Annotated in this window: 15 protein-coding genes; 3 read left to right on the top strand and 12 right to left on the bottom strand. The window is 69.6% G+C overall.

The genetic code is table 11. The features are described from left to right. Positions 1–74: 74 nt before the first annotated feature. Together OHA25_RS12840 and OHA25_RS12835 are read right to left on the bottom strand one after the other, a co-directional pair. Positions 75–1,022 carry a pectate lyase family protein gene (locus OHA25_RS12840; protein WP_327587772.1) on the bottom strand — a complete coding sequence of 316 codons (948 nt, stop codon included), beginning with the start codon at positions 1,020–1,022 and terminating at the stop codon, positions 75–77. Positions 1,023–1,032: 10 nt separating this feature from the next. After that, entirely contained in the window at positions 1,033–2,598 is a 1,566-nt protein-coding gene (locus tag OHA25_RS12835; protein WP_327587771.1) for a pectate lyase family protein, read from the bottom strand. Positions 2,599–2,982: 384 nt separating this feature from the next. On the opposite strand from OHA25_RS12835, the gene OHA25_RS12830 reads away from it, so the two are divergent. Then, the gene (locus OHA25_RS12830; protein WP_327587770.1) at positions 2,983–4,266 is read left to right on the top strand and encodes an ArsB/NhaD family transporter; all 1,284 of its coding nucleotides are present in this window, start codon (positions 2,983–2,985) and stop codon (positions 4,264–4,266) included. Here the strand turns inward: OHA25_RS12830 and OHA25_RS12825 are convergent. After that, complete coding sequence (locus OHA25_RS12825; protein WP_327587769.1) at positions 4,259–4,708, bottom strand: nuclear transport factor 2 family protein; 450 nt, start codon at positions 4,706–4,708, stop codon at positions 4,259–4,261. The two genes, OHA25_RS12830 and OHA25_RS12825, sit on opposite strands and share 8 nt — an antisense overlap. Positions 4,709–4,778: 70 nt before the next feature. Between OHA25_RS12825 and OHA25_RS12820 the strand changes: the two genes are divergently transcribed. Beyond that, on the top strand, positions 4,779–5,333 hold the full coding sequence (locus OHA25_RS12820) for a TetR/AcrR family transcriptional regulator (protein ID WP_327587768.1): 555 nt from the start codon (positions 4,779–4,781) through the stop codon (positions 5,331–5,333). Here the strand turns inward: OHA25_RS12820 and OHA25_RS12815 are convergent. Genes OHA25_RS12815 through OHA25_RS12805 form a run of 3 tightly spaced genes read right to left on the bottom strand, consistent with a single transcriptional unit; the run spans position 5,311 to position 9,016 of the window. Further along, positions 5,311–7,569: a xanthine dehydrogenase family protein molybdopterin-binding subunit gene (locus OHA25_RS12815; protein WP_327587767.1), complete on the bottom strand. Its 2,259-nt coding sequence runs from the start codon at positions 7,567–7,569 to the stop codon at positions 5,311–5,313. The genes OHA25_RS12820 and OHA25_RS12815 overlap by 23 nt on opposite strands. Continuing rightward, positions 7,566–8,555, bottom strand: coding sequence for an FAD binding domain-containing protein (locus OHA25_RS12810; RefSeq protein WP_327587766.1), 990 nt, complete (start codon positions 8,553–8,555; stop codon positions 7,566–7,568). Before OHA25_RS12810 ends, OHA25_RS12815 begins: the two co-directional genes overlap by 4 nt. Next, positions 8,552–9,016, bottom strand: a complete 465-nt coding sequence (locus OHA25_RS12805) for a 2Fe-2S iron-sulfur cluster-binding protein (RefSeq protein ID WP_327590971.1) — start codon at positions 9,014–9,016, stop codon at positions 8,552–8,554. Before OHA25_RS12805 ends, OHA25_RS12810 begins: the two co-directional genes overlap by 4 nt. 96 nt (positions 9,017–9,112) lie before the next feature. Here OHA25_RS12805 and OHA25_RS12800 point away from each other — a divergent pair, with 96 nt between their 5' ends. Then, entirely contained in the window at positions 9,113–9,754 is a 642-nt protein-coding gene (locus tag OHA25_RS12800) for a TetR/AcrR family transcriptional regulator (RefSeq protein WP_327587765.1), read from the top strand. Between the two features lie 47 nt (positions 9,755–9,801). On the opposite strand, the gene OHA25_RS12795 is transcribed toward OHA25_RS12800, so the two are convergent. From OHA25_RS12795 to OHA25_RS12770, 6 genes are all read right to left on the bottom strand, one after another. Then, on the bottom strand, positions 9,802–11,838 hold the full coding sequence (locus tag OHA25_RS12795; RefSeq protein ID WP_327587764.1) for a sensor histidine kinase: 2,037 nt from the start codon (positions 11,836–11,838) through the stop codon (positions 9,802–9,804). A gap of 65 nt (positions 11,839–11,903) precedes the next feature. Next, positions 11,904–15,896, bottom strand: coding sequence for a galactose-binding domain-containing protein (locus tag OHA25_RS12790; protein ID WP_327587763.1), 3,993 nt, complete (start codon positions 15,894–15,896; stop codon positions 11,904–11,906). 18 nt (positions 15,897–15,914) lie between these two features. Then, complete coding sequence (locus tag OHA25_RS12785) at positions 15,915–17,711, bottom strand: glycoside hydrolase family 127 protein (protein WP_327587762.1); 1,797 nt, start codon at positions 17,709–17,711, stop codon at positions 15,915–15,917. Continuing rightward, complete coding sequence (locus OHA25_RS12780) at positions 17,704–18,468, bottom strand: carbohydrate ABC transporter permease (protein ID WP_305919589.1); 765 nt, start codon at positions 18,466–18,468, stop codon at positions 17,704–17,706. Before OHA25_RS12780 ends, OHA25_RS12785 begins: the two co-directional genes overlap by 8 nt. Further along, positions 18,465–19,379: a carbohydrate ABC transporter permease gene (locus tag OHA25_RS12775; protein WP_327587761.1), complete on the bottom strand. Its 915-nt coding sequence runs from the start codon at positions 19,377–19,379 to the stop codon at positions 18,465–18,467. The genes OHA25_RS12780 and OHA25_RS12775 overlap by 4 nt, the downstream gene beginning before the upstream one ends. Further along, complete coding sequence (locus OHA25_RS12770; RefSeq protein WP_327587760.1) at positions 19,376–20,656, bottom strand: ABC transporter substrate-binding protein; 1,281 nt, start codon at positions 20,654–20,656, stop codon at positions 19,376–19,378. Before OHA25_RS12770 ends, OHA25_RS12775 begins: the two co-directional genes overlap by 4 nt. Positions 20,657–20,762 lie beyond the last annotated feature (106 nt).

Genomic DNA, 20,762 nt, shown 5'->3' with positions numbered 1-20,762 from the left:
GCCCGTACCCGAAAGAATTCAACAGGCAATGAAAAAGGTTCGAGGGCGGCGCCGTGCCGCCCTCGGCCTTCGTTCTAGATCTTGCCGACGCCCGCCCCCGCCTGGACCTTCGCGGGGACGGTCGCCGGGTCGTCGAGCGTGTAGGAGTAGTAGGTGCCGGGCTCGACGACGCTGCCCGCCGTCTCCGCTGCGCCCGAGTTGACGTAGAGGTTGCGCCGTTCGACCACCCGGCCCGGATCGCTCTCCGCGTAACCGACGTGGATCGGGTGGGCGACGTTCTCGAAGTAGTTGCCCTCCACCAGCACGCCGGCGTTCTGTGTGGAGGCGATGCCGTACAGGGAGTTGTTCCTGTAGTAGTTGTTGAACACGTGGACCGGCTCGCCGAAGCGGGCGCGCGGGTGGCGCTGGTCGGTGCCGTCGAAGAAGTTGTGGTGGTAGGTGACCCGCAGCTTGCCGATGTCGGCCGTGTAGGTGTCGGAGTGGCCGAGCAACATCGCCTTGCTGTGGTGGTGGAACTTGTTCCAGGAGACGGTGACGTAGTCCGACTCCCGTTTGATGTCCAGCAGGCCGTCGTACCCGGCGGACAGATCGTTGTGGTCGATCCACACGTGGTGGGCCTTGTTGGTGACGCTGATGGAGTCATCCTCGGCGTTGGTGAACCTGATGTTGCGGATGATCACGTTGTTGCCGGGGCGGGTCGTGGAGCCGAGCTGGAGGCCGCCGCCGGTGATCTCGGCGGTCGCGCCGACGCCGATGATGCTCTTGTTGGCGACCACCGTGATCATGTCGCTGATCTGGATACGGCCCTGGATGCGGAGAATGTACGCCCCCGTCCGGCCGGCGTAATCCTGCAGTTGGGCGCCCGTGGTGATGGTGACCTCGGTGCCGCCCGCGCCGCCGGTGGTGCCGTTCTGGCCGAGGGCGTTCACGGAGGCGAATCCGATGGGGCCGTCCGCGGCGCTCGCCGGCGCCGGGAAGAGGGCGACGAGCAGCGCGGCGGCCGCGGCGAATCGGAACAGCATGGCGGCCTCCTCAGATCTTCCCGGTCCCGGAGCCGGCGGTGACCGCCGCCTTCACCGTGTTCGGATCGTCCAGGGTGTAGCTGTAGTAAGTGCTGGGCTCCTGCACGCTGCCGCTGCAGTCGGGCGTGCCGGACTCGTCGACGAAGACGTTGTTGCGCGCGACGCATCGACCGGCGGGGCCCGCGTACGAGTTGCTCACGGGCTCTTCGACCCGCTCGAAGTAATTGCCTTCGACCAGGCAGCCGGCGTTCGCCTGGCAGGCCACTCCGACGTCGGTGTTGTAGACGTAGTAGTTGTTGAACACGTGCACCGGCTCCCCGAACCGCACCCGCGGGTTACGTTGCGGCGTCCGGTCGAACCAGTTGTGGTGATAGGTGACCTTCAACCGGCCCACGTCCTGCGCGTCGTTGTCGTCGTCGTGGCCGAGCAGCATGGTCTTGGTGTGGTCGTGCACGTGGTTCCACGAGACGGTGACGTACGACGAACCGCGCTTGATGTCGACCAGCCCGTCGTAGCCGGCGGCCAGGTCGTTGTGGTCGATCCAGATGTGATGGCTGAACATCTGGACATTGATCGAGTCGTCGGTGGCGTTCCTGAAGACCAGGTTGCGGACGATGACGTTGTGGACGGCGTCGGCCGGCGGCGAGGTGATCGAGTCGTCCGCGGGCAGCCCGATGTTGAACCCGCCCCCGGTGATGCCGGACCCGGAGCCGACGCCGACGATCGTCTTGTCGGAGGCGACGTTGTGCATGCCGGCCGGCACTGTGATCATCCCTCGGACGCAGATGTTCAGCGGCCCGCTCTGGCCGATCGCGCTGATCAGCTCGCCGGCCGTGTCCACCTCGACCGTGGGGCCGCCCGCGCCGCCCGTGGTGCCGTTCTGCCCCCAGGCGTTGACGGCGGCGAACCCGGTGGGCGTGCCCGAGGTGTCGCACGTGCCGGGCGGGGGCAACGTCGGGGTGGTCGGCGGGTCGGTCGGGCCGCCGATGTCCGTCACCAGCACGTCGTCGAACGAGGCACTGGCGTAGTAGCCGGCCAGGCCCGCCCGCCCCGAGCCGATCGAGGCGTCCGTCGCCGTGGCGACCTGCACGTTGTTCACGAAGCCGCGTAACGTCGTGCCGAATGCCTCGAGGCGGAGGGTGTACCAGTCGCCGGCGGACACCGTGGCCGTGGCCAGGGTGATCGGTGCGCCCCCGGTCCGCTTGCCGAGGACGACCGTGCCGGCGCTCCCCAGGCCGAGGAAGTAGTAGGTGCTGGTGCTCTGCGCCCTGGCCAGCACCGCGACGTGCCGGCCCGAGCCGTTGAACGCGATCGGCTTGACCCGCGCCTGCACCGCCTGGTCGCCCCATCCGGCGCCGGCCACCGCGCGGGCGTCCGCGCTGGTGCCGGACTGCCGGTACGCCCTGGAGCCGTCGGTCACCACCGACCAGCTGCCGCCGGACCTCGACCAGCCCGTGGCGTCACCGTCCTCGAAGTCGTCGCCGAAGAGCGTGGCGGCGGACGCGCTGGGCACCCCCAGCAACACCGTTGCCGCCGCCGTCGCGGCGGCGACGCCCGCCGCGAGCGCGGCGAGCACTGATCGTCTGCTTCTGCGCACCGTGGAGCCTCCGGTCGTGAAGGCGACCGGGCGCGCTCGACCCTCGCGAGGGGTGTACGCGCCCGATCGCAGTGGCAAACCGGAACCCGTCGCGGCATGAACGGGTCCCTCACTGGATGTGGTGTTGCGCGTAAACTCGCGAGCTTCACACCTTTATGCAGCCGATTGTGAAGACAGTCAATGCGTAGGCTGTGCAGTTTTGTTGCAATCGTTTGCTGCAACTGAAGTGCGGCGTCCCTGGGCATGGAGCCAGAGATCGTGCAAGCGATTGTCGAAGCTGGAATGCGACGATGCTTGATAGATTTGGCGGCAGGTGGGCCGAAAGTCCGAATCGGCGGTCCGCGCGCTGATCCTGGAGACGCCTTGACGGTTACGGCCTGGGTGGCAGTGGCCGCCTTTCTCGCCGCATACACGTTGATCGCCACCGAGAAGGTGCACCGGGTGGCGGCGGCGCTCGGCGGGGCCGGGATCATGCTGCTGGTCCACGCCACCGACGCCGGCGCCGCGTTCTTCGACGAGGCCAGCGGGATCGACTGGAATGTGATCTTCCTGCTGCTCGGCATGATGGTCATCGTCGGTGTGCTCAAGCAGACCGGCGTCTTCGAGTTCCTCGCCATCTGGGCGGCCAAGCGGGCCAAGGGCAGGCCATTCCGGCTCATGGCGTTGCTGATCGTGATCACCGCGTCCGCGTCGGCGCTCCTGGACAACGTGACGACGGTGCTGCTGATCGCGCCGGTGACGTTCCTGGTGTGCGAGCGGCTCAGCCTGTCGGTGGCGCCGTTCCTCATCGCCGAGGCCATGGCGTCCAACATCGGCGGCGCCGCCACCCTGATCGGCGACCCGCCGAACATCATCATCGCCAGCCGTGCCGGGCTGACCTTCAACGACTTCCTCATCCACATGGCGCCGCTGATCATCGTGCTGGTCGCGGTGTTCGTCGGGTTGTGCCGGTGGTTGTTCAGGAAGTCGTTCACGTACGACCCGGACTTGGCTGCGGAGATCATGTCGTTGAACGAGCGGGAGGCCATCGCCGACCGCCGGCTGCTCTGGCAGTCGCTGGCGGTGCTGACGCTGGTGATGGCGGCGTTCGTGCTGCATCCGGTGCTGCACTACGAGCCGTCGGTCGTGGCGCTGCTCGGTGCCGGGGCGCTGGTGGCGGCCACCAAGGTGACGACCGAGCAGGCCATCCGCGAGGTCGAGTGGCCGACCCTGGTGTTCTTCGCCGGGTTGTTCGTGATGGTGGGGGCACTGGTGGAGACCGGGGTGATCCGGCAGATCTCGCAGGCGGCGGCGCAGGCCACCCAGGGTCAGCTGGCGCTCACGACCATGCTGCTGCTCTGGGCCTCCACCGGGCTGTCGGCGGTCATCGACAACATCCCCTACGTCGCCACCATGAGCCCCATCGTCGCCGACCTGGCCCAGGCGAATGACGGGGCCCAGGTGTTCTGGTGGGCCCTGGCCATCGGCGCCGACCTGGGCGGCAACGCCACGGCCGTCGGCGCGGCGGCCAACGTGGTGATCCTCGGCATCGCCGCCCGCAACGGCACCCCGATCAGCTTCTGGCAGTTCACCAAATACGGGATCGTGGTGACGTTCGTGACCGTCGCGCTGTCGACGCCGTACCTCTGGCTGCGTTACCTCACCTGAGCGGCAACGGCCCTTCAGCCCCCTGGCGCGGGCCGAAGATGCGGCGCTCGCTCTCGTCGATGGGCACGTCGTTGATGCTCGCCTCCCTGCGCCGCATCAGCCCGGACTCGTCGAACTCCCACTGCTCGTTGCCGTAGCTGCGCCACCACTGCCCGGAGGCGTCGCGGGACTCGTACTGGAAGCGGACCGCGATGCGGTCGCCCAGCACCGCCCACAGCTCTTTCCGCAGCGCGTAGTCCAACTCCCTGTCCCATTTGCGGCGCAGGAACTCCCTGATCTCGTCGCGGCCCTTGAGGAACTCGCCGCGGTTGCGCCAGACGGAGTCCTCGGTGTACGCCAGCGCGACGCGGTCCGGGTCGCGCGTGTTCCAGGCGTCCTCGGCGGCCTGGACCTTGATGCGGGCGGTCTCCTCGGTGAACGGCGGGACAGGTGGGCGAGTCATGGAACCTCCTGGAGAACGTACGTTCTCCGGTAGCCTAGAGAACGACCGTTCTCCAGGCAAGTGAGGTGGCATGGAACACGCGGAGCGGGTCCTCGTCGCGGCGGGCGAGCTGTTCTACGGGCGCGGCCTGCGGGCGGTGGGCATGGACGACGTGCGCGCCGCGTCCGGGGTGTCGCTCAAGCGGCTCTACCAGTGTTTCCCGTCCAAGGAGGCGCTGGTCGTGGCCTATCTGGAGCGGCGGGACGAGCGGTGGATGTCCTCGCTCACGTCATACGTCGAGCAGCGCGAGAACAAGATCGCCGCTGTGTTCGCGTGGCTGGAGCGGTGGTTCGCGGAGGACGACTTCCGCGGGTGCGGGTTCGTCAACGCCTACGGGGAGCTGGGCAGCACGTCCGAGGCCGTACGGGAAGTGGTGCAGCGGCACAAGCAGCGACTTCGCGACCACCTGCGCGGGCTGGCCTCCGAGGCGGGGGCGGTGGACCCGGACCTGCTCGCCGAGCAGCTGCTCGTGCTGGTCGACGGGGCCACCGTCACCGCGATGGTGAATCCGCCGGGCGCGGCGACGGCGGCACGGGCGGCCGGCCAGGCGGCCGCCGCGGCTGTCACAGCAGCTTGTCGAGAGTGATGGGCAGGTCGACGATCCGCTTGCCGGTGGCGTGACGCACGGCGTTCGCGACGGCCGCGCCGACCCCTGTGATGCCGACCTCGCCCACCCCGACCAGTCCGAGCGGCATGGTCGGGTCCGGCTCGTCCAGCCAGTGCACGTCGATGCGGGGGATGTCGGCGTGCACGGGCACGTGGTATTCGCCCAGGCTCGCGTTCACGATCCGTCCGGTGCGCGGGTCGACCAGCGTCTCCTCCGACAGCGCCAGGCCGATGCCCATCACGATGCCACCGCGAAGCTGACTGGCCACCAGCTTGGCGTTGATCACCCTGCCGACGTCGAACACGCCGAGCCAGCGCGACACCCGCACCTCACCGGTGTCCCGGTCCACCCGCACCTCGCAGAACTGCGCCCCGCACGCCGCCTTCACCCAGCGCCTCATCTCGCGAAGCGTCCCCACCATGCCGAGCGCGCCCGGCTTGATCGCGGCGTCCAGGTGATCGCGCCCCGCCCGGGTCAGGATGGCCGCGTACGTCTCGCCGCTCACCCCGTGGAAGAGGCCGCCGTCGCGGGCCTCCAGGTCGGGCAGCCGCCGGCCGCGCAACGGCGAGTCCGGGGCCCGGCGTGCCAGTGCGAGCGCGGACTCCTTGAGCTTGCGGCAGGCGGCCAGCACGCTCGACGCCACGCTCGCGGTCTGCGTCGAGCCGCCCGCCATGGCGCCCAGCGGCAGCTCGGAGTCGCCGGACTCGACGCGTACGGCCTCCAGCGGCACGCCCAGCTCATCGGCGGCGATCTGCGCCTGCACCGTGGCGGCGCCCACCCCGATCTCGGCGATGGCGCAGCGCACCACGACCCCGCCGTCCGCGGACAGCCGCACGGCGGCGCCCACCGGCATCTGCATCGCGGGGTGGTACGCGGTGGCGACGCCCATGCCGACGAGCCACCGCCCGTCCCGCATGGCGCCGGGCCGCGGGTCCCGCTCGTTCCAGCCGAACCGCTCGGCCCCCAGCGCGTACGCCTCCCGCAGGAATCGCCGGGCGAACCGCTTGCCGTCCACCGGGTTGCGCTCCGGCTCGTTGCGCATGCGCAGCTCGATCGGGTCCATGCCGAGCTCCCAGGCCAGCTCGTCCACGGCCGACTCCAGGGCGAAGCTGCCGATGGACTCGCCCGGCGCCCGCATAGGGGTGTTGGGGAGCAGGTCGAGCTGGACGAGGTGCTGGCGCAGGTGAATGTTGGGGGCGGCGTAGAGGTGCCGGGAGGCCGAGGTGATCTGCTCCTGCCAGCCTCCGACCCTTCCCGTCCTGGCCACACTGGTGTGGATCAGGGCGGTGAGCGTGCCGTCCTTGTCGGCGCCCAGTGCGACCCGCTGCGTGCTGGCGGTACGGCCGCCGACCGTGTGGTAGACGCCCGCCCGGGTGAGCGCCAGCCGCACCGGCCGGCCGGTCGCCCGCGCGGCCAGCGCGGCGAGCAGCGTGCCCGCCCAGATCGGGCCCTTGCCGCCGAACCCACCGCCCACGAACGGCGCCAGCACCCGGATGTTCCGCTCCGGCACGCCGAACCGCAGCGCGAGCTGCTTGCGCACCCACGGGATGCCCTGCGTGGCCTCGTGCACGGTCAGGTGGTCGCCGTTCCAGGCGGCGGTGGTGGCGTGTGGCTCGATGGCGTTGTGGTTGTGCGGCGGCGTGGTGAACCGCAGGTCCACCGACACCGCCGCGGCCGCCAGCGCGGCCTTCGCGTCACCCTTGTCGGCCTCGCTCTCCAACAGCATGCTGCGCTTCTGCGGGGTGGCGTTCGGCTCCTCGGCCGAGAAGTCCACCACGGCCGGCAGCTCCTCGTACGAGGGCCGCACCAGGGACGCCGCGTGCCGCGCGGCCTCGTGCGTCTCGGCGACCACGACGGCCACCGGCTGGCCGTTCCAGTGCACCTCGTCGGTGGCCAGGTAGTTGACCGACGTCCCGGAGGCCATCGCACCGAGGGGGTCCAGGAGGCTGACCTTGAAGGGCTTCATGGCGGGGGCGTTGTCGTGGGTGAGCACCTCGATCACGCCGGGCACGGCGCGGGCGGCCGCGGTGTCGATGGCGGTGATGCGGCCCCGGGCGATCGTCGCGTGGACCAGGGCGGCGTAGGCGAGGTCCGGGTAGTGGTGCTCGGCCGCGTAGCGGGCCTCGCCGGTGGCCTTGGCCCGGCCGTCGAGCCGGTCGATCGGCTGGCCGACGTATTTCGTGCCGGTCGCGCGCTCGATCTCGGTCGTGGTCATGCCGCTTCCCCTCCGTTGGTCAGCTCGCGCAGCGTGGCCGTGATCGTGGCGCGGGCCAGACCGCTCTTGAACGCGTTGCCCGGCTGCGGGGTCGCGGCCGCCAGCTCGGCGTCGGCCGCCCGGCGGAACGCCTCCTCGGTCGCCGGGCCGCCGAGCAGCGCCTGCTCGGCCTCGCGCGCCCGCCACGGCTTGGGGGCGACGCCGCCCAGCGCCAGGCGGACGTCCGTGATCGTCCCGTCCCGCACCTCCATCGCCGCGGCCACGGAGACCAGCGCGAACGCGTACGACGCCCGGTCGCGGACCTTGCGGTAGCGGGAGGGGGCGGCGATCGGCGGCACCTCGACGGCCGTGATCAGCTCGTCGGCCGCGAGCGCGGTCTCGACCTGCGGCGTGTCGCCGGGCAGCAGGTGGAAGTCCGCCAGCGGGATCCGGCGCGTGCCGCGCACGCTCCGGGCCTCGACGACGGCGTCCAGGGCGAGCAGGGCCACGGACATGTCCGACGGATGCGTGGCGATGCAACTGTCACTCACGCCCAGGATCGCGTGGGAGCGGTTGAACCCGCCGACCGCGTCACAGCCGGCGCCGGGCTCGCGCTTGTTGCAGGCCGACGCCTGGTCGTAGAAGTAGGGGCAGCGGGTGCGCTGCAGCAGGTTGCCGCCCACGGTCGCCATGTTGCGCAGCTGGGCCGAGGCGCCGGCCAGGATCGCCTGCGACAACACCGGATAGCGGGTGCGGACCCGGCGGTCGGCGGCCAGAGTGCTGTTGCGCACCAGCGCGCCGATCCGCAGGCCGCCGCCGGGCAACTCGGCCACCTCGTCGAGCGGCAGCCCGGTGACGTCCACGACGGTGAGAGGCCGCTCGATGCCCTCACGCATGAGGTCGACCAGGTTGGTGCCACCGCCGAGGAACTTGGCGCCGGAGTCGGCCGCCACCGCCTGCACGGCCGCGTCGATGTCGGGCGCCTTGACGTACGCGAACGGTCTCATCCGGCCACTTCCTTGATCGCGTCCACGATGCCGTTGTAGGCGCCGCAGCGGCACAGGTTGCCGCTCATCCGCTCCCTGATCTCGGCCTCCGTGAGCTCCGGGGCGCCTGCGGAGACCGCGCTCGGCATGCCCGCCGCATACTCATCGAGCATGGCGATCGCCGAGCAGATCTGACCCGAGGTGCAGTAGCCGCACTGGAGCCCGTCGTGGCGGACGAACGCCTCCTGCAAGGGGTGCGGGGTCACGCCCTCGATGGTGGTGATCTCCCGGTCGGCGTATTGGACGGCCAGGGCCAGGCAGGCGTTGATCCGCACGCCGTCGGCGAGGACCGTGCACGCGCCGCAGGCGCCCTGGTCGCAGCCCTTCTTCGGGCCCGTCACGCCCAAGCGCTCGCGTAGCGCGTCGAGCAGGCTGACCCATGGCTCGACATCGAGCTTCTCTTCGGTGCCGTTCACTCGCATCCGTATCTCGGTCACATCTCGGGACGTTAACAGAACATCGTCCACTTAACAAGAGAACGACGTTCTTTTAACCCTGGGCCTTATCCTGAGACCGCGATGACTTTCCTCAGGGCCAGGCGGCCGGAGCACAAGCAGCAGCGGCGCGAGGCGATCCTCGACGCCGCGCGCGAGCTCGCCATGGCCTCGGGTGTGCGGAACGTGAGCCTGGGCGCGGTCGCGGAGGCCGTCGGCCTGGCGAAGTCCAACATCGTGCGCTATTTCGGCACCCGCGAGGAGATCTACCTCCACCTCGCCACCGAGGAGTGGGGGCAGTGGGCGGAGGCGGTGCGCGAGCGGTTGCGTCATGCCTCCGGCGCAGCCGAGGTGGTGACGGTGCTGGCGGAGACGCTGGCCGCGCGGCCGCTCTTCTGCGACCTGCTCAGCCACACCTCCACCAGCCTGGAGCACAACGTGTCGGTCGAGGCGGCGTACACGTTCAAGCGGGCCGTGGTGGGCGTGGTCGGCGAGCTGGGCTCCGAGGTGGCGGGCATCACCGACCTCACGGTCAACGAGGCGATCGAGCTCGTCATGGGCGCCGCCGGCCTGGGCGGCCTGCTCTATCCCGCCGCCAACCCCTCCCCCACGCTGGCCGAGGTCTACGCCCGTTACCCCGAGCTCGGCGCCACCTGCCCCCAGATGGTGCCCGTGCTCGTCCGCATGCTCAGCGCGCTCGCCGCCGGCCTGCCGACGCTCCGCTGAAAGTCTCACCTAACCGGTTAACCCCAAGGGAAGGGCACCCGCCATGCTCAGGTCAGCGCTTGGGACGGCGCGGTCAGAAGCGGGAGCATGACCTCCACGCGGGTGCCCGCGCCGGGCTCGCCGGCGACCACGCAGATGCCACCCAGCTCGGCCGCCCGCTCGCGCATCGAGCCGAGGCCCACACCCGCCCGATACGACGCGGGCAGCCCTTTGCCGTCGTCGCTGATCAGCACGCGCAGCACCGACTGCTCCCGCTGCAGCACGATCCGGGCGAGCGACGCCTCGGCGTGCTTGCGGATGTTGGTCAGGGCCTCCTGGACGATCCGGTAGACCGCCACCTCGACGGCCGCGGGCAGGTCACGCAGGCTGCCCTCGACGTCCACCTCGACCTCCGTGTCCGGCGACGACTGCCCGGCCAGGTCGCGGACGGCCCTGGCCAGGCCCAGGTCGTCGAGCGCGGGCGGGCGCAGGCCGTAGACGAGCTCGCGGATGTCCCGGGTGACCGCGCTCATCCCGGTGTGCAGGTCCTGGAGCAGCTCGTCGGCCGCCTCCGGGGATCTCTTCAGGCTGAGCCTGGCCATGTTGATGGTCATGGCCATGGCGGAGAGGGTCTGGCCGAGCCCGTCGTGCAGGTCGCGGCGCAGGCGGCGGCGTTCCTCCTCCCTCGTGGTCAGGATGCGCTCGCGAGAGCGTTGCAGGTCGGCGGCCATGCGGACGGCGTGGGCGACGTCGGCGGCGTACGGGGTGAGCGTGGCCAGCACCCGCTCGTTGTGCGCGGCGGGAAAGCGGCGCGGCCCCGGCGGTCCGACGAGCAGGCGGCCGACGCGCTCCCCGTGCCACACCAGGGGCACCTCGCGCGGGCTGTCGCCCACCCGGCCGCTCTCGACGTAGCGGGGCTCGCCCTCGGCCACCTCGATGGCCACACCCTCGACCGCCAGCCCGTCACGCAGCACGCTCACCACCGAGGTCAGCGCCTTGGCCGGGTCGCCGCGGCGCACGGCCTGGGTGAGGCGCTCGGCGAGCACGCCGGGGTCGCCGACGGCGCCGTACAGGAGCCGGTCCACGGCCCGCTGGAGCGCCCGCCGCAGCGGCTGGAAGAACGCTCCGGCGAAGAGCGCGGCGCTGATCCCGGCCACCTGTCCGTAGCCGGAGACCAGCACGCTGGACAACGTGCCGGCGGCGAAGTAGACCGCGCTGACCGCGGCCACCAGCCCGGCTGCCACGAAGGCGCGGCTGATCACCGTGTCGATGCCGTAGAGCCGGTAACGCATCACCGAGAACGCGACCGCGACCGGGACGAGCGCGGCCCAGACGGTCGCCGGCCACATCAGGTCCTGGTCGAACGCGGCGGCGACCAGGAAGACGATGTATCCGGTGAACGCCAGCAGCGGCCAGCCGATCTGCCGCCTGGTGATCGGGTCCGCATGCCGCATCCGCAACGCCAGCGACAACGCCGCCAGCGCCATGGAGACGTAGATGCCGGTCCAGGCGATCACCGCGATCGTCGGCGCGTACGGGGCGAACGCGGGGATCTGCAGAGGATTGGGGATGACCGCCGGGTACGGGTAGGCCTCGGGGGACGGGGGCGGCTGGAACGTCGTGCGCACGAAGTTGGCGGTGATGGAGGCGTAGCCGAGCACCAGGATGACCCGCCACCGCTTGGAGGGCAGGTGGCCGTCCGGTGAGTACAGCGGCAGCACCATCGTGAGCAGCACGCCGCACACCGCCCAGCCGATGTTCGCGGGAAGGCGCAGGTAGCCGGCGGTGAGCAGGTCGCCGGATGAGGCGGCGCGGAACATCAGCGCGGCGGAGACATCGCTGAGCCCGGCCGCGAGGCCGCCCAGGCACATCAGCCACGCCATGTTCAGCCGGGGGCGGTGGAAGAGCAAAAAGGCGCCGACCGCGGGGAACGTCAGCCCGGCGGCCGACTGGGGCGACACGGTCCTGGCCGGGATCCACTCGGCGGGCAGCCGGCTCCAGATGACCACCGCGGCGACGGTGAGGACGGGAGACACGACCGCCATGAGGACGGCCACGACCCGCGCGGCCTTCCCCCGGCCCGAGAGGTCGGCGAATTCGACCATCGGCTTGTCCGTCCTAAGCGCTGTCCTGGCCCCGCGAATGTGGCGGGGCCAGGACAGAATAGGCGCTACTGGACGGTGACGGTGGCCTTCGCGGTGATGGTTGTGCCCTGGACCTGGCCGGTCACGGTGAACGTGCCCGGCTGGGCGTACCGGTCAGGGCTGATGGCCTCCCAGGTGACGGCGACCGAGCTGTCCTTCGACCCGTCGTTGTACGTCGCCACGACGGTCTTCGGCATCGCCGGCGCCACCCCGGCCTTGGTCGTGACCGCTTCCTCCGCGATCGAGGTGATGGTCACGGCCGCGGTGGTGCGGACGTACACCGTTGCCTGGACGGGCTGGCGCACGCCCTCGGCGAGCCCGGAGACGGTGAAGCTGGTGCCACCCGTCTTCACCTGGTCGGGCGTCACCTGCTGCCAGGTGACGGCGGCGGTGCTGCGGGCGCCGTCCGCGTACAGGGTCTCCACGGTGGCCGGCAGCTTGGGCAGCGTGTCGACCAGGGTGGGGACGTGCACGGGGCGTACGGAGTCCGGCGGGACCTCGTACACCTTGACCTCCAGCAACCCGAGCGACGCCCCACCGGCCTCCAGCTGGACGCGCAGCCTCGAGGTGCTGACGGTGTCGAAGGAGACGGTGTTGTAGGCGTCGATCGCCGTCGGGTAGGAGGCGACGCCGGTGACGTCCTCGAAGGAGTCACCGTCCCACTGCTGGATCTTCCACGAGGCGGGCAGGCGCACGCCGCCGCCGTCGTCGAAGAAGTAGATGTCGGCCTTGTTCACCCGCACCGGCGACGGCCATTCGAGCTGCACCCACTGCGTGCCCTGCTGCGGCCAGGTGCCCCAGCGCGGGTTGGCGCCGTCGTTGGAGCGCGGCGGGTCGATGCCGTCGTTGATCGCCGCGATCCGCTCCCACGGCGAGGTGTAGGAGGCGGTGGGCGTGGCCTTGGGCGCCACGTTCACCTGCGCGGCCTGGGCCGTGGCGGTGACGGTCACGGTCGCGGAGCCGCTCTTCTCACCGTCCGAGGCGGTGAGCTTGAGCCGGTAAGTGCCCGGCTCGGAGAACGACACGACCGTGCTCGTGCCCGTCGGGTCGGTGAAGAACGCCTCACCGGGCCCGTCGGCCTTGGCCCACTGCGTGGTGAGCGTGCCCTTCGGCAGCGCGTCGTCCTTGGCCACCGCGTCGATCCTGACCTGGCCGGGGCGGCTGAAGGCCGGATCGACCACGGCCGCCACGTACGGGGCCCGGTTGGTGACCGTCCCCGCGTCGGCGCCCCTCTGGTACGCCTGGATCTCCTTCAGGCCGGTGGAGTACCCGGGCCGGTGGGTGACCAGGACACGCAGCTTCTGCGCGGTGATGGCCGGGAAGCGGACCTCGTTGAGGTTGGCCCGCGGATAGACCGGTTTCCTGGCCTGCCCCGGCACGTCCTTCCAGGTGTCGCCGTCCTGATACTGCACCGAGTAGAAGGCGGGCTCGCTGTACCCGGCCGCCTTGCGGTCGTTGGAGAAGTACAGCTTGACCTGGTCGACCTTCTGGGCCGAGCCGAGGTCGACCTCCAGCCAGTCCTGGGTCTTGCCGGAGCCCTTGCTGCCCCAGTACGGCTCGTTGATCGTGAACCCGTCCACCGCGCCGGCCGGGTCGCCGTGGGAGGCGGTGGCGGACTTGACCAGGTTCGGGCGGGTGGAGCGCAGGTCCACGCCGGCCTTCTGGAACAGGTCCTCGACCCGGTCGCCCTCGAGCTCGACCTGGGCGGGGGCCTTCATCGAGGCGGCCTTCTCGGCATACACCACGGTGCCGCCTTCGACCTTGCCGGTCGCCGGGTCCCACACCGCGTGCGCGAGACCGGAGAGCGTGACCTTGCGCTTGCCGTCGATGAGGATCGAGTACCCCTCGGGCACGCCGGCGTAGTGCGTCTTGCCGTCGCCGGGCTTGTCCCACACGATGGTGAGGTCGCTGCCGCGGTAGTTGATGCCGTTGACGGTGAAGTGGTCCCAGCCGATGTCCACCGGCCACAACTCGACCTTGCCGTCCGAGCGCGGGCGCAGGCCCATGACGTCCTCGATCACCGTCCAGTTGCTGCTGCCCAGGATCGTGTGGTGGATCCAGGAGCGATAGCCGATGGTCTTGGTGGTCTTGTTCCAGTCGGCCCAGAACTCGTTGGCGTCGGGGTAGCGGGTGTCCCCGCCGACGTACTGCGACCAGGCGTTCCAGTAGAGCAGCTGCTTGTACTGGTCGGCCGTGATGTACGGCGTCTGGTACTCCCGCAGCGCCTTGCCGAAGAAGGCGAAGTTACGGGTCGAGTTGATCTGCGAGAAGTTGTTCGAGCCCGGGTTCCCCGCCTCGGCCGCCTCGGCCTTGTCCTTCTGGTTGGCGGTGTACGCCGGGAAGATCGGATACTCCGCCGGGTCGGCCCACAACCGCAGCGCCTCCCGATATTTCGGATCATCGGTGGGCACCATGCCGGTCGCGTACGGGATGTAGTTGTTCGACTCCTTCCACGGGATCAGGTTGCCGGTCTGCAGGTCGCGGTGCTTGAACAACTTGTTCTGCTCGTCCCAGAGCAGGGTGAGGATGCCGTTCTTGACCTTGTCGGCCACGCCGCGCATCTCGGTGGCCTTCGCCTGGTCGCCCGACAGCTCGTACGCCTGCGCCGCCGCCATCGCGTTGGCGTAGACGTAGGCGCCTTCGAGCCGCTCGTTCGCCCGGTCGTAGTAGTGGAACGACACCGCGTCGGCGTCGTTGCCGGTCATGGCCTCCCAGTCGTACTCGATGACGCCGTTCTTGTTGGAGTCGTAGGCGTTGAGCTGCCCGTAGACGTCCTTCTCGGCATACCGGGCCAGGTTCCGCAGGATTTGCGGCTGCCCGCCGTGGATCTGGTAGCTCTCCAGCGCCGCCGCCGAGATGTACTGCGTGTAGCTGTTCGACCAGTTCTCCGGGTCGCCCGGGTTGTCGGTGTACTTGGAGTTGCGCGACACCTCGCCCGCCGACACCCACGGCCCGTACGAGTAGATCGGGTTGCGCAGGTATTTCAGGTCCTGCACGAACATCGGCACGGTCAGCACGATCGCGTTGTTGTAGCCCAGCGCGCCCTCCACCGACGTCGGGAACTGGTAGTCGTTCCCGGGGATGTCGGCGTCGAGGAAGTTGAAGCGCATCAGCCACCAGCGGTAGTAGATGAACTTCTTGATGTTCTCGTCGGGCACGTCGGTGTAGGGGACGTTGTCCGCCCACCAGGCGTTGTAGTCCTGCAGCTGGCGCCGCAGCGCCTGCTCCGGCGAGCGGCCCTTGTAGCCGTCGTACTCGGCGCGCGACCCGGCGAGCTCCTCGGTGACGAAGCCCATCTGGACCTTGGTGCGCACCGTCTTGCCCGGCTCGACCGTGACGGCGCCCTTGAGCGTGCCGTCGTCGACCTTGAGCCCGTCACCGCTGAGCCTGGGGAAGATCGTGGTCAGCCTGTTCTTGGCGAACACGGCGCCGGTCAGCTCGCGATCGCCGTCGGCCGTCCTGGTGTAGGGCGAGGTCACCGTGATCGGGACCGACTTCGCCGCCGACCCCGTGTTGGTGATCTCCAGGGTCGTCACGGCCACGTTCTCGTGCGTGATGAACTTCTTCACGCCGACCGACAGCCCGTCCCCGGTGTACTGGCCGGTCCAGTGGCTGGGCATCTGCAGCCGCTTCGACACGTCCTCGGTGAGGGTGCCGCCGAGCGAGATCGTGTACGCGTCCCGGTTGTCGATGCTCTCCCAGTACGCGACGTACCCGCCGAACCCGATCTTGCGGGGGTCGTGCTCCTTCATGAACAGCGCCCGCCCGCGCGACATCAACCACGGGCCGGCCGGGTCGTCGCCCGGCCGGGCCAGCATGCGGTCGATCCAGTACGAGTCGCCGCCCTTCTCCTTCTTGTAGATCTCCTCCATCATCTTGCGCGGGTGGTAGCCGACCGGCTCGTCGGGCACGGGGTCGGCACCCGTGAACACCGGCATCCCGAGGTCATCCACCGCGACCGCCGAGGTCGGTAACGCGACAAGAGAGGCTGTGAGCGCTAACACGGCCAAGAAACGCATGGGCATTCTCCAGAGGGTTCAGATCGGCAGCCAGACACGCATGGTCGCGGGACCCCGGTTGCCCCACCGGTGGTAAGGGATGAGCCGCAGCCGCGCGTCCGAGGCGTCCACGCGGCCGTTCTGCGAAGCCGAATACGGCCAGCCGTCGCCGTCGCTGTCGCCGAGCGATGCCCCGACCTCCAGCTGGACCACGCCGTCCGTCTCGTGCTCCACGGGCGGCTCGACCCGCACGGCCAGATCGGCGAGCGGCGGCTCGTCGCCCACCGACTCCGCGCAGTAAACGAGCGGCCCCCGCTCGACCGCCGCGCACCCCCGAAGCGCGTCGATCTTGCTGTTGGGGAAGGTCCACCGCGGCGACATCGCCAGCTCCAGCCGGAGCTCGTCACCCGCCCGCCACGGCCCGTCGGCGACCGCGTATCCCGGGGTCACCGCACGGACAGTCCCTCCGTGCGCGAGCGTCGCGTCCGAGGCCCAGGCGGGGACGCGCAGCTTGATGCGCCCGTCACCGTCCTCCAGCACCCGGACCGTCACCGTGCCGTCCCACGGGTATCCGGTCTCCACCCGCACCGCCAGGTCGCCGTGCCGCATCTCCGACGGCGTGAAGTGGTGGATCTGCAGACCGTCCGCCGCGGTCGTGGCCATGTAGGCGGGCAGCGAGGCCAGCGTGCGGGCGATGTTGTTCGGGCAGCAAGACACGTCGAACCAGGGCGAACGCAACCCGCCCTCGGCGGCGTGGTTGACGCCTTCGAGCGGCACGGCGGGCACCCGTACCTGCAGCGGGTTGGCGTAGAAGAACGACCGGCCGTCCAGCGCGACCCCGGTGGCGAGCATGTTGTACAGGGTCCGCTCGGCCAGGTCGGCGTAGCGGACGTCGCCGGTGGCCAGCAGCAGCCGGTGCGCCAGCATGATGGAGGCGATGCTCGCGCAGGTCTCGTTGTAGGCGCGGTCCGGCGGCAGCTCGTAGTCGTCGCCGAACGACTCGTCGATGTGCCGCGAGCCCATGCCGCCGGTCAGGTGCGTGCGCCGGGCGACCGTGCGCTCCCACTGCGCCTCGACCGCCTTCAGCAACTCCTCATCGCCGGTCTCGACGGCGACGTCCACCACGCCGGAGGCGAGATAGAGCGCCCGCACAGCATGCCCGCGGAACACCTGCGCCTGACGGACCGGCACGTCGTCCTGGAAGTAGCCGCGACCGAAGTGCACCTCGGCGAGCGCCGGCAGGCCGCGCCGCTCGACGAAGCGCTTGGCCATTTCCAGATACCGCTCCGTCCCGGTCACGCGGTAGAGCTCGACCAGCGCCATCTCGATCACGGGGTGGCCGCAGGTCTCCGTGCCCTCCATGAAGCGCCGGCAGACGTGGTCGGCGGCCCGCACCGCCACCTGCGTGAGCCGGTCCTCGCCGTGCATGCGCAGCCTGGCGACCCCGGCCTGGATGAGGTGGCCGTAGCAGTAGAGCTCGTGCCCCCACTCGAAGTCGGTGTACCGGCTGCCGGACCAGCGGGTGTTGATGTAGCCGTCGCCCTCCTGGGCCTGGGCCACGGTCTCGGCCAGCTCGGGCAGCCCCGGGTGGTCGGCCCAGGCCATGGCCTCCAGGAGCTTGTAGATCTCGGAGTCGCTGAACTCCCTGCCCCTCCGGGGACGTTCCCCCCGGAAGTTGCCGATCCAGCCTTCGCGTTCTTCCCATTCCTGGCAGTGGGCGATGGTGACCTCGCGGTTGAGCGCCACCCGGTCGCCCCAGAAACCGGGCGAGAGGCGTACCGCGTCGAGGCCTAGAGGGGACAGAACGCCCGATGAGGGCAGGACGGGGTTAGCCACGCAGAGCTCCTGACATGAATCCGCGCACGTAGTGGCGCTGCAACACGATGAAGAGGATGAGACAGGGGAAGGCCATGACCATGACGCCGGCCTGGAGCATGCCGTAGTCGACCGCGCCGAACGTCTGCTGCGTCATGCTGACCACGGCCACCGGCAGGGTGAACGAGGCGCCGTCGTTGAGCAGGATGAGCGGGGCGAAGAAGTCGTTCCACGAGGCGAGGAACGCGAACAGGCCCACCGTGATCAGCGCCGGCCGCACGGCGTGCAGCAGGATCCTGGTGAAGGCGCGGAAGGTGCCGCACCCGTCCACCAGCGCCGCCTCCTCCAGCTCGCGCGGCAGCGCCTCGAACGCGTTGCGCATCATGAACAGCGCGAACGGCAGCTGGAACATCACGAATACCAGCGACAACCCGACCAGCGAGTTCTGCAGCCCGATGTAGCCGAGCAGCACGTAGAGCGGGATGAGGATCGTCGCGTACGGCACCATGAGGATCGCCAGCGTGGCGAGGAACAGCAGGTTCTTGCCAGGAAAGTCGAAGCGGGCGAAGCCGTAGCCGCCGAGCGCCGAGACGATCAGCGTGCCCGCCACGGTCATGCCGGAGACCAGCACGCTGTTGGTCGAGTACGTGCCCAGCCCCTCGCCGAAGCCGGCCATCTCCAGGTAGTTGGACGGCTCCTCCAGCGAGGCGTAGCCGCTCCACACCAGCGGGAACAGGAACAGCACCGCCAGGGCGGACAGCGTGAGGTAACGGCTCATCGCAGCCTCCGCATCATCACCGTGTTGAGCCCGACGAGGGCCACGAGCAGCACGACCGACAGCGCCGCGGCGCCGCCGAGGTCGAAACGGAAGAACGCGTCTCGGTAGACGACCATGACCATGGACACCGTGCTGTTGTCCGGGCCGCCGTTGGTGAAGACGAAGAACTGGTCGAAGGCCAGCAGCGAGCCCGTGACGCTGAGGATGAGCATCAGCGCCAGCGTCGGGCGCAGCAGCGGCAGCGTGATCTTGGTGAAGACCTGCCAGCGGTTGGCGCCGTCGCTGCGCGCGGCCTCGTACACCTCGGTCGGGATGGCCTGCAGGCCGGTCAGCAGGATGAGCATGTTGAACCCGGCGAAGCGCCAGATCACCAGCGTGATCGTGGAGAACAGCGCCATGTTGGGCGTACCGATCCACTTCACGGGCTCGTCGGTGATGCCCAGCGACTGGAGCATGGGGTCGATGGGGCCGAAGTCGTTGTTCAGCATGCCGTAGAACAGCAGCCCGGCCGCGGCGAAGCCGACCGCGCCGGGCAGGAAGAACGCCGTCCTGAAGAACGCGATGCCCGGCTTGCGGTCCTGCACCAGCAGGGCCAGGCCCAGCGCCACCGCCGACAGCAGGACGGTGGTGATGGCGGTGTACTTGAGGGTGAAGAGCACCGCGTCCACGAAGAGCGGATTGTCGGCGATCTTGGTGTAGTTCGTGGGGGCGTTGAACGTGGCCTGGCCGAGCAGGGGCCAGCGGTTGAGCGACATCCAGACGACCAGCGCCAGGGGCGCGATGAAGAGCACGCCCACGATGACGGCCGTCGGCGCCGCGTACAGCCAGCCCTGGACTTTCCTGCTCCGCCACCGGGCGGACGGCGCGGAGTGTGCCGGCCGCCGCCCGGATCGCGTGATCGTCAAGGTCATTGTTGCAGCGACTTCGTGATCTCGGTGTTGAGCTGCGGGAGCTTAGACGTGTCACCGAACACGGCCTCGCGGGCGAAGCGCAGCCACGGGCCCTGCGGGTCGTTGAACGTCTGCCCGAAGCGCAGGGCGAACGGGGTCTGGCCCTTGGCCACCAGCGAGTTGATCATCACCACGCGCGGGTCCTCGGCCGAGTACTTGTTGCCGGCCAGGTCGGTGCGGGCGAGCACGTCCTTGTTCTTGGCCATGACCTCGACCTGGGCCTGGTCGGAGACCGTCCAGGACAGGAACTCCCACGCGGCGTCGGCGTTCTTGCTGGTGGAGGAGATGCCGATGGAGTCGCCGCCGACGAACGTCGACTCGCCGCCGTCGGGGCCGGCGATCGGGGTGACGCCGATCTTCATGTCCTTGGGCATCTGGCCGAGCGTGGTCGAGGGCATCGGCATGACGCCGATCTCGCCCTTGGGGAAGAAGCCGGTCCAGGTCGGGCCCTGCTCCTCCTTGGTCGTCGGGCCGGTGGCCTTCTTCTCGTACAGCTCGCGGTAGATCTTGAAGACGTCGGTCATCGCGGGCTGGTCGTTGAGCGACTGCGTGCCGTCGGGGTTCATGATCTGGCCGCCGGCCGCCCAGACGGACGGCCAGAACGTGAAGACGTAGCAGCCGCCGCAGTTGCCGCCGAAGAACGTGCCGTGGACCTTGCCGTCCTTGCCCAGCTTCTCCTGGATGGTGGTGGCGTGCTGAGCGAACTCCTTCAGCGTCTTCGGGCCCTGCTCGGGGTCGAGCCCGGCCTTCTGGTACAGGTCCTTGTTCCAGAACCAGACCGACAGGTCGAGGGTGTGCGGCAGGGTGTACATCTTGCCGTCGAGCGTGCCGAGCTTCATATGCGAGGGTGCGAGCCCGGCCTTGTACGGTAGCGCGGAGACCCTGTCCGTGATGTCCATGAACAGGCCCTGGGAGGTGTAGTTCGGGACGAAGATGACGTCGGCCGCGAACACGTCGGGCAACTGCTTGGCGCCGGCCGCGGCGGCGATGCGCGGCTGGTAGTTGTCCGTGGGGATGACGGTGAGCTTCACCTGGTTCTTGTGGGTCTTGTTGTACTCCTGGACCAGCCGCTCGCTCTGCGCCTGCGTGGCGGCGCGGGTCCACATCGTGATCGTCACGGGACTGTCCGCTGCTTGCGTGCTGCCCCCACCACCGCCGCCTCCGCCGCTGCTGCCGCAGGCCGCTGCTGTGAGCGCTAACACACCGAGGAGGGAGATCCCGGCCAGCCTTCGTCTCATGATGTGCTCCTGGACTTAAAGGTTTTCGGAAACGTAGAAGAAACCTGTCTCACTGTCAATGGGTGTTAGGGTTCTATGCAGTTCACAGGCGACCGAAAAGGGTTTC

The organism is Nonomuraea sp. NBC_00507 (genome assembly GCF_036013525.1).
Lineage (GTDB): Bacteria > Actinomycetota > Actinomycetes > Streptosporangiales > Streptosporangiaceae > Nonomuraea.
This window is presented reverse-complemented; position numbering and strand designations above follow the sequence as displayed.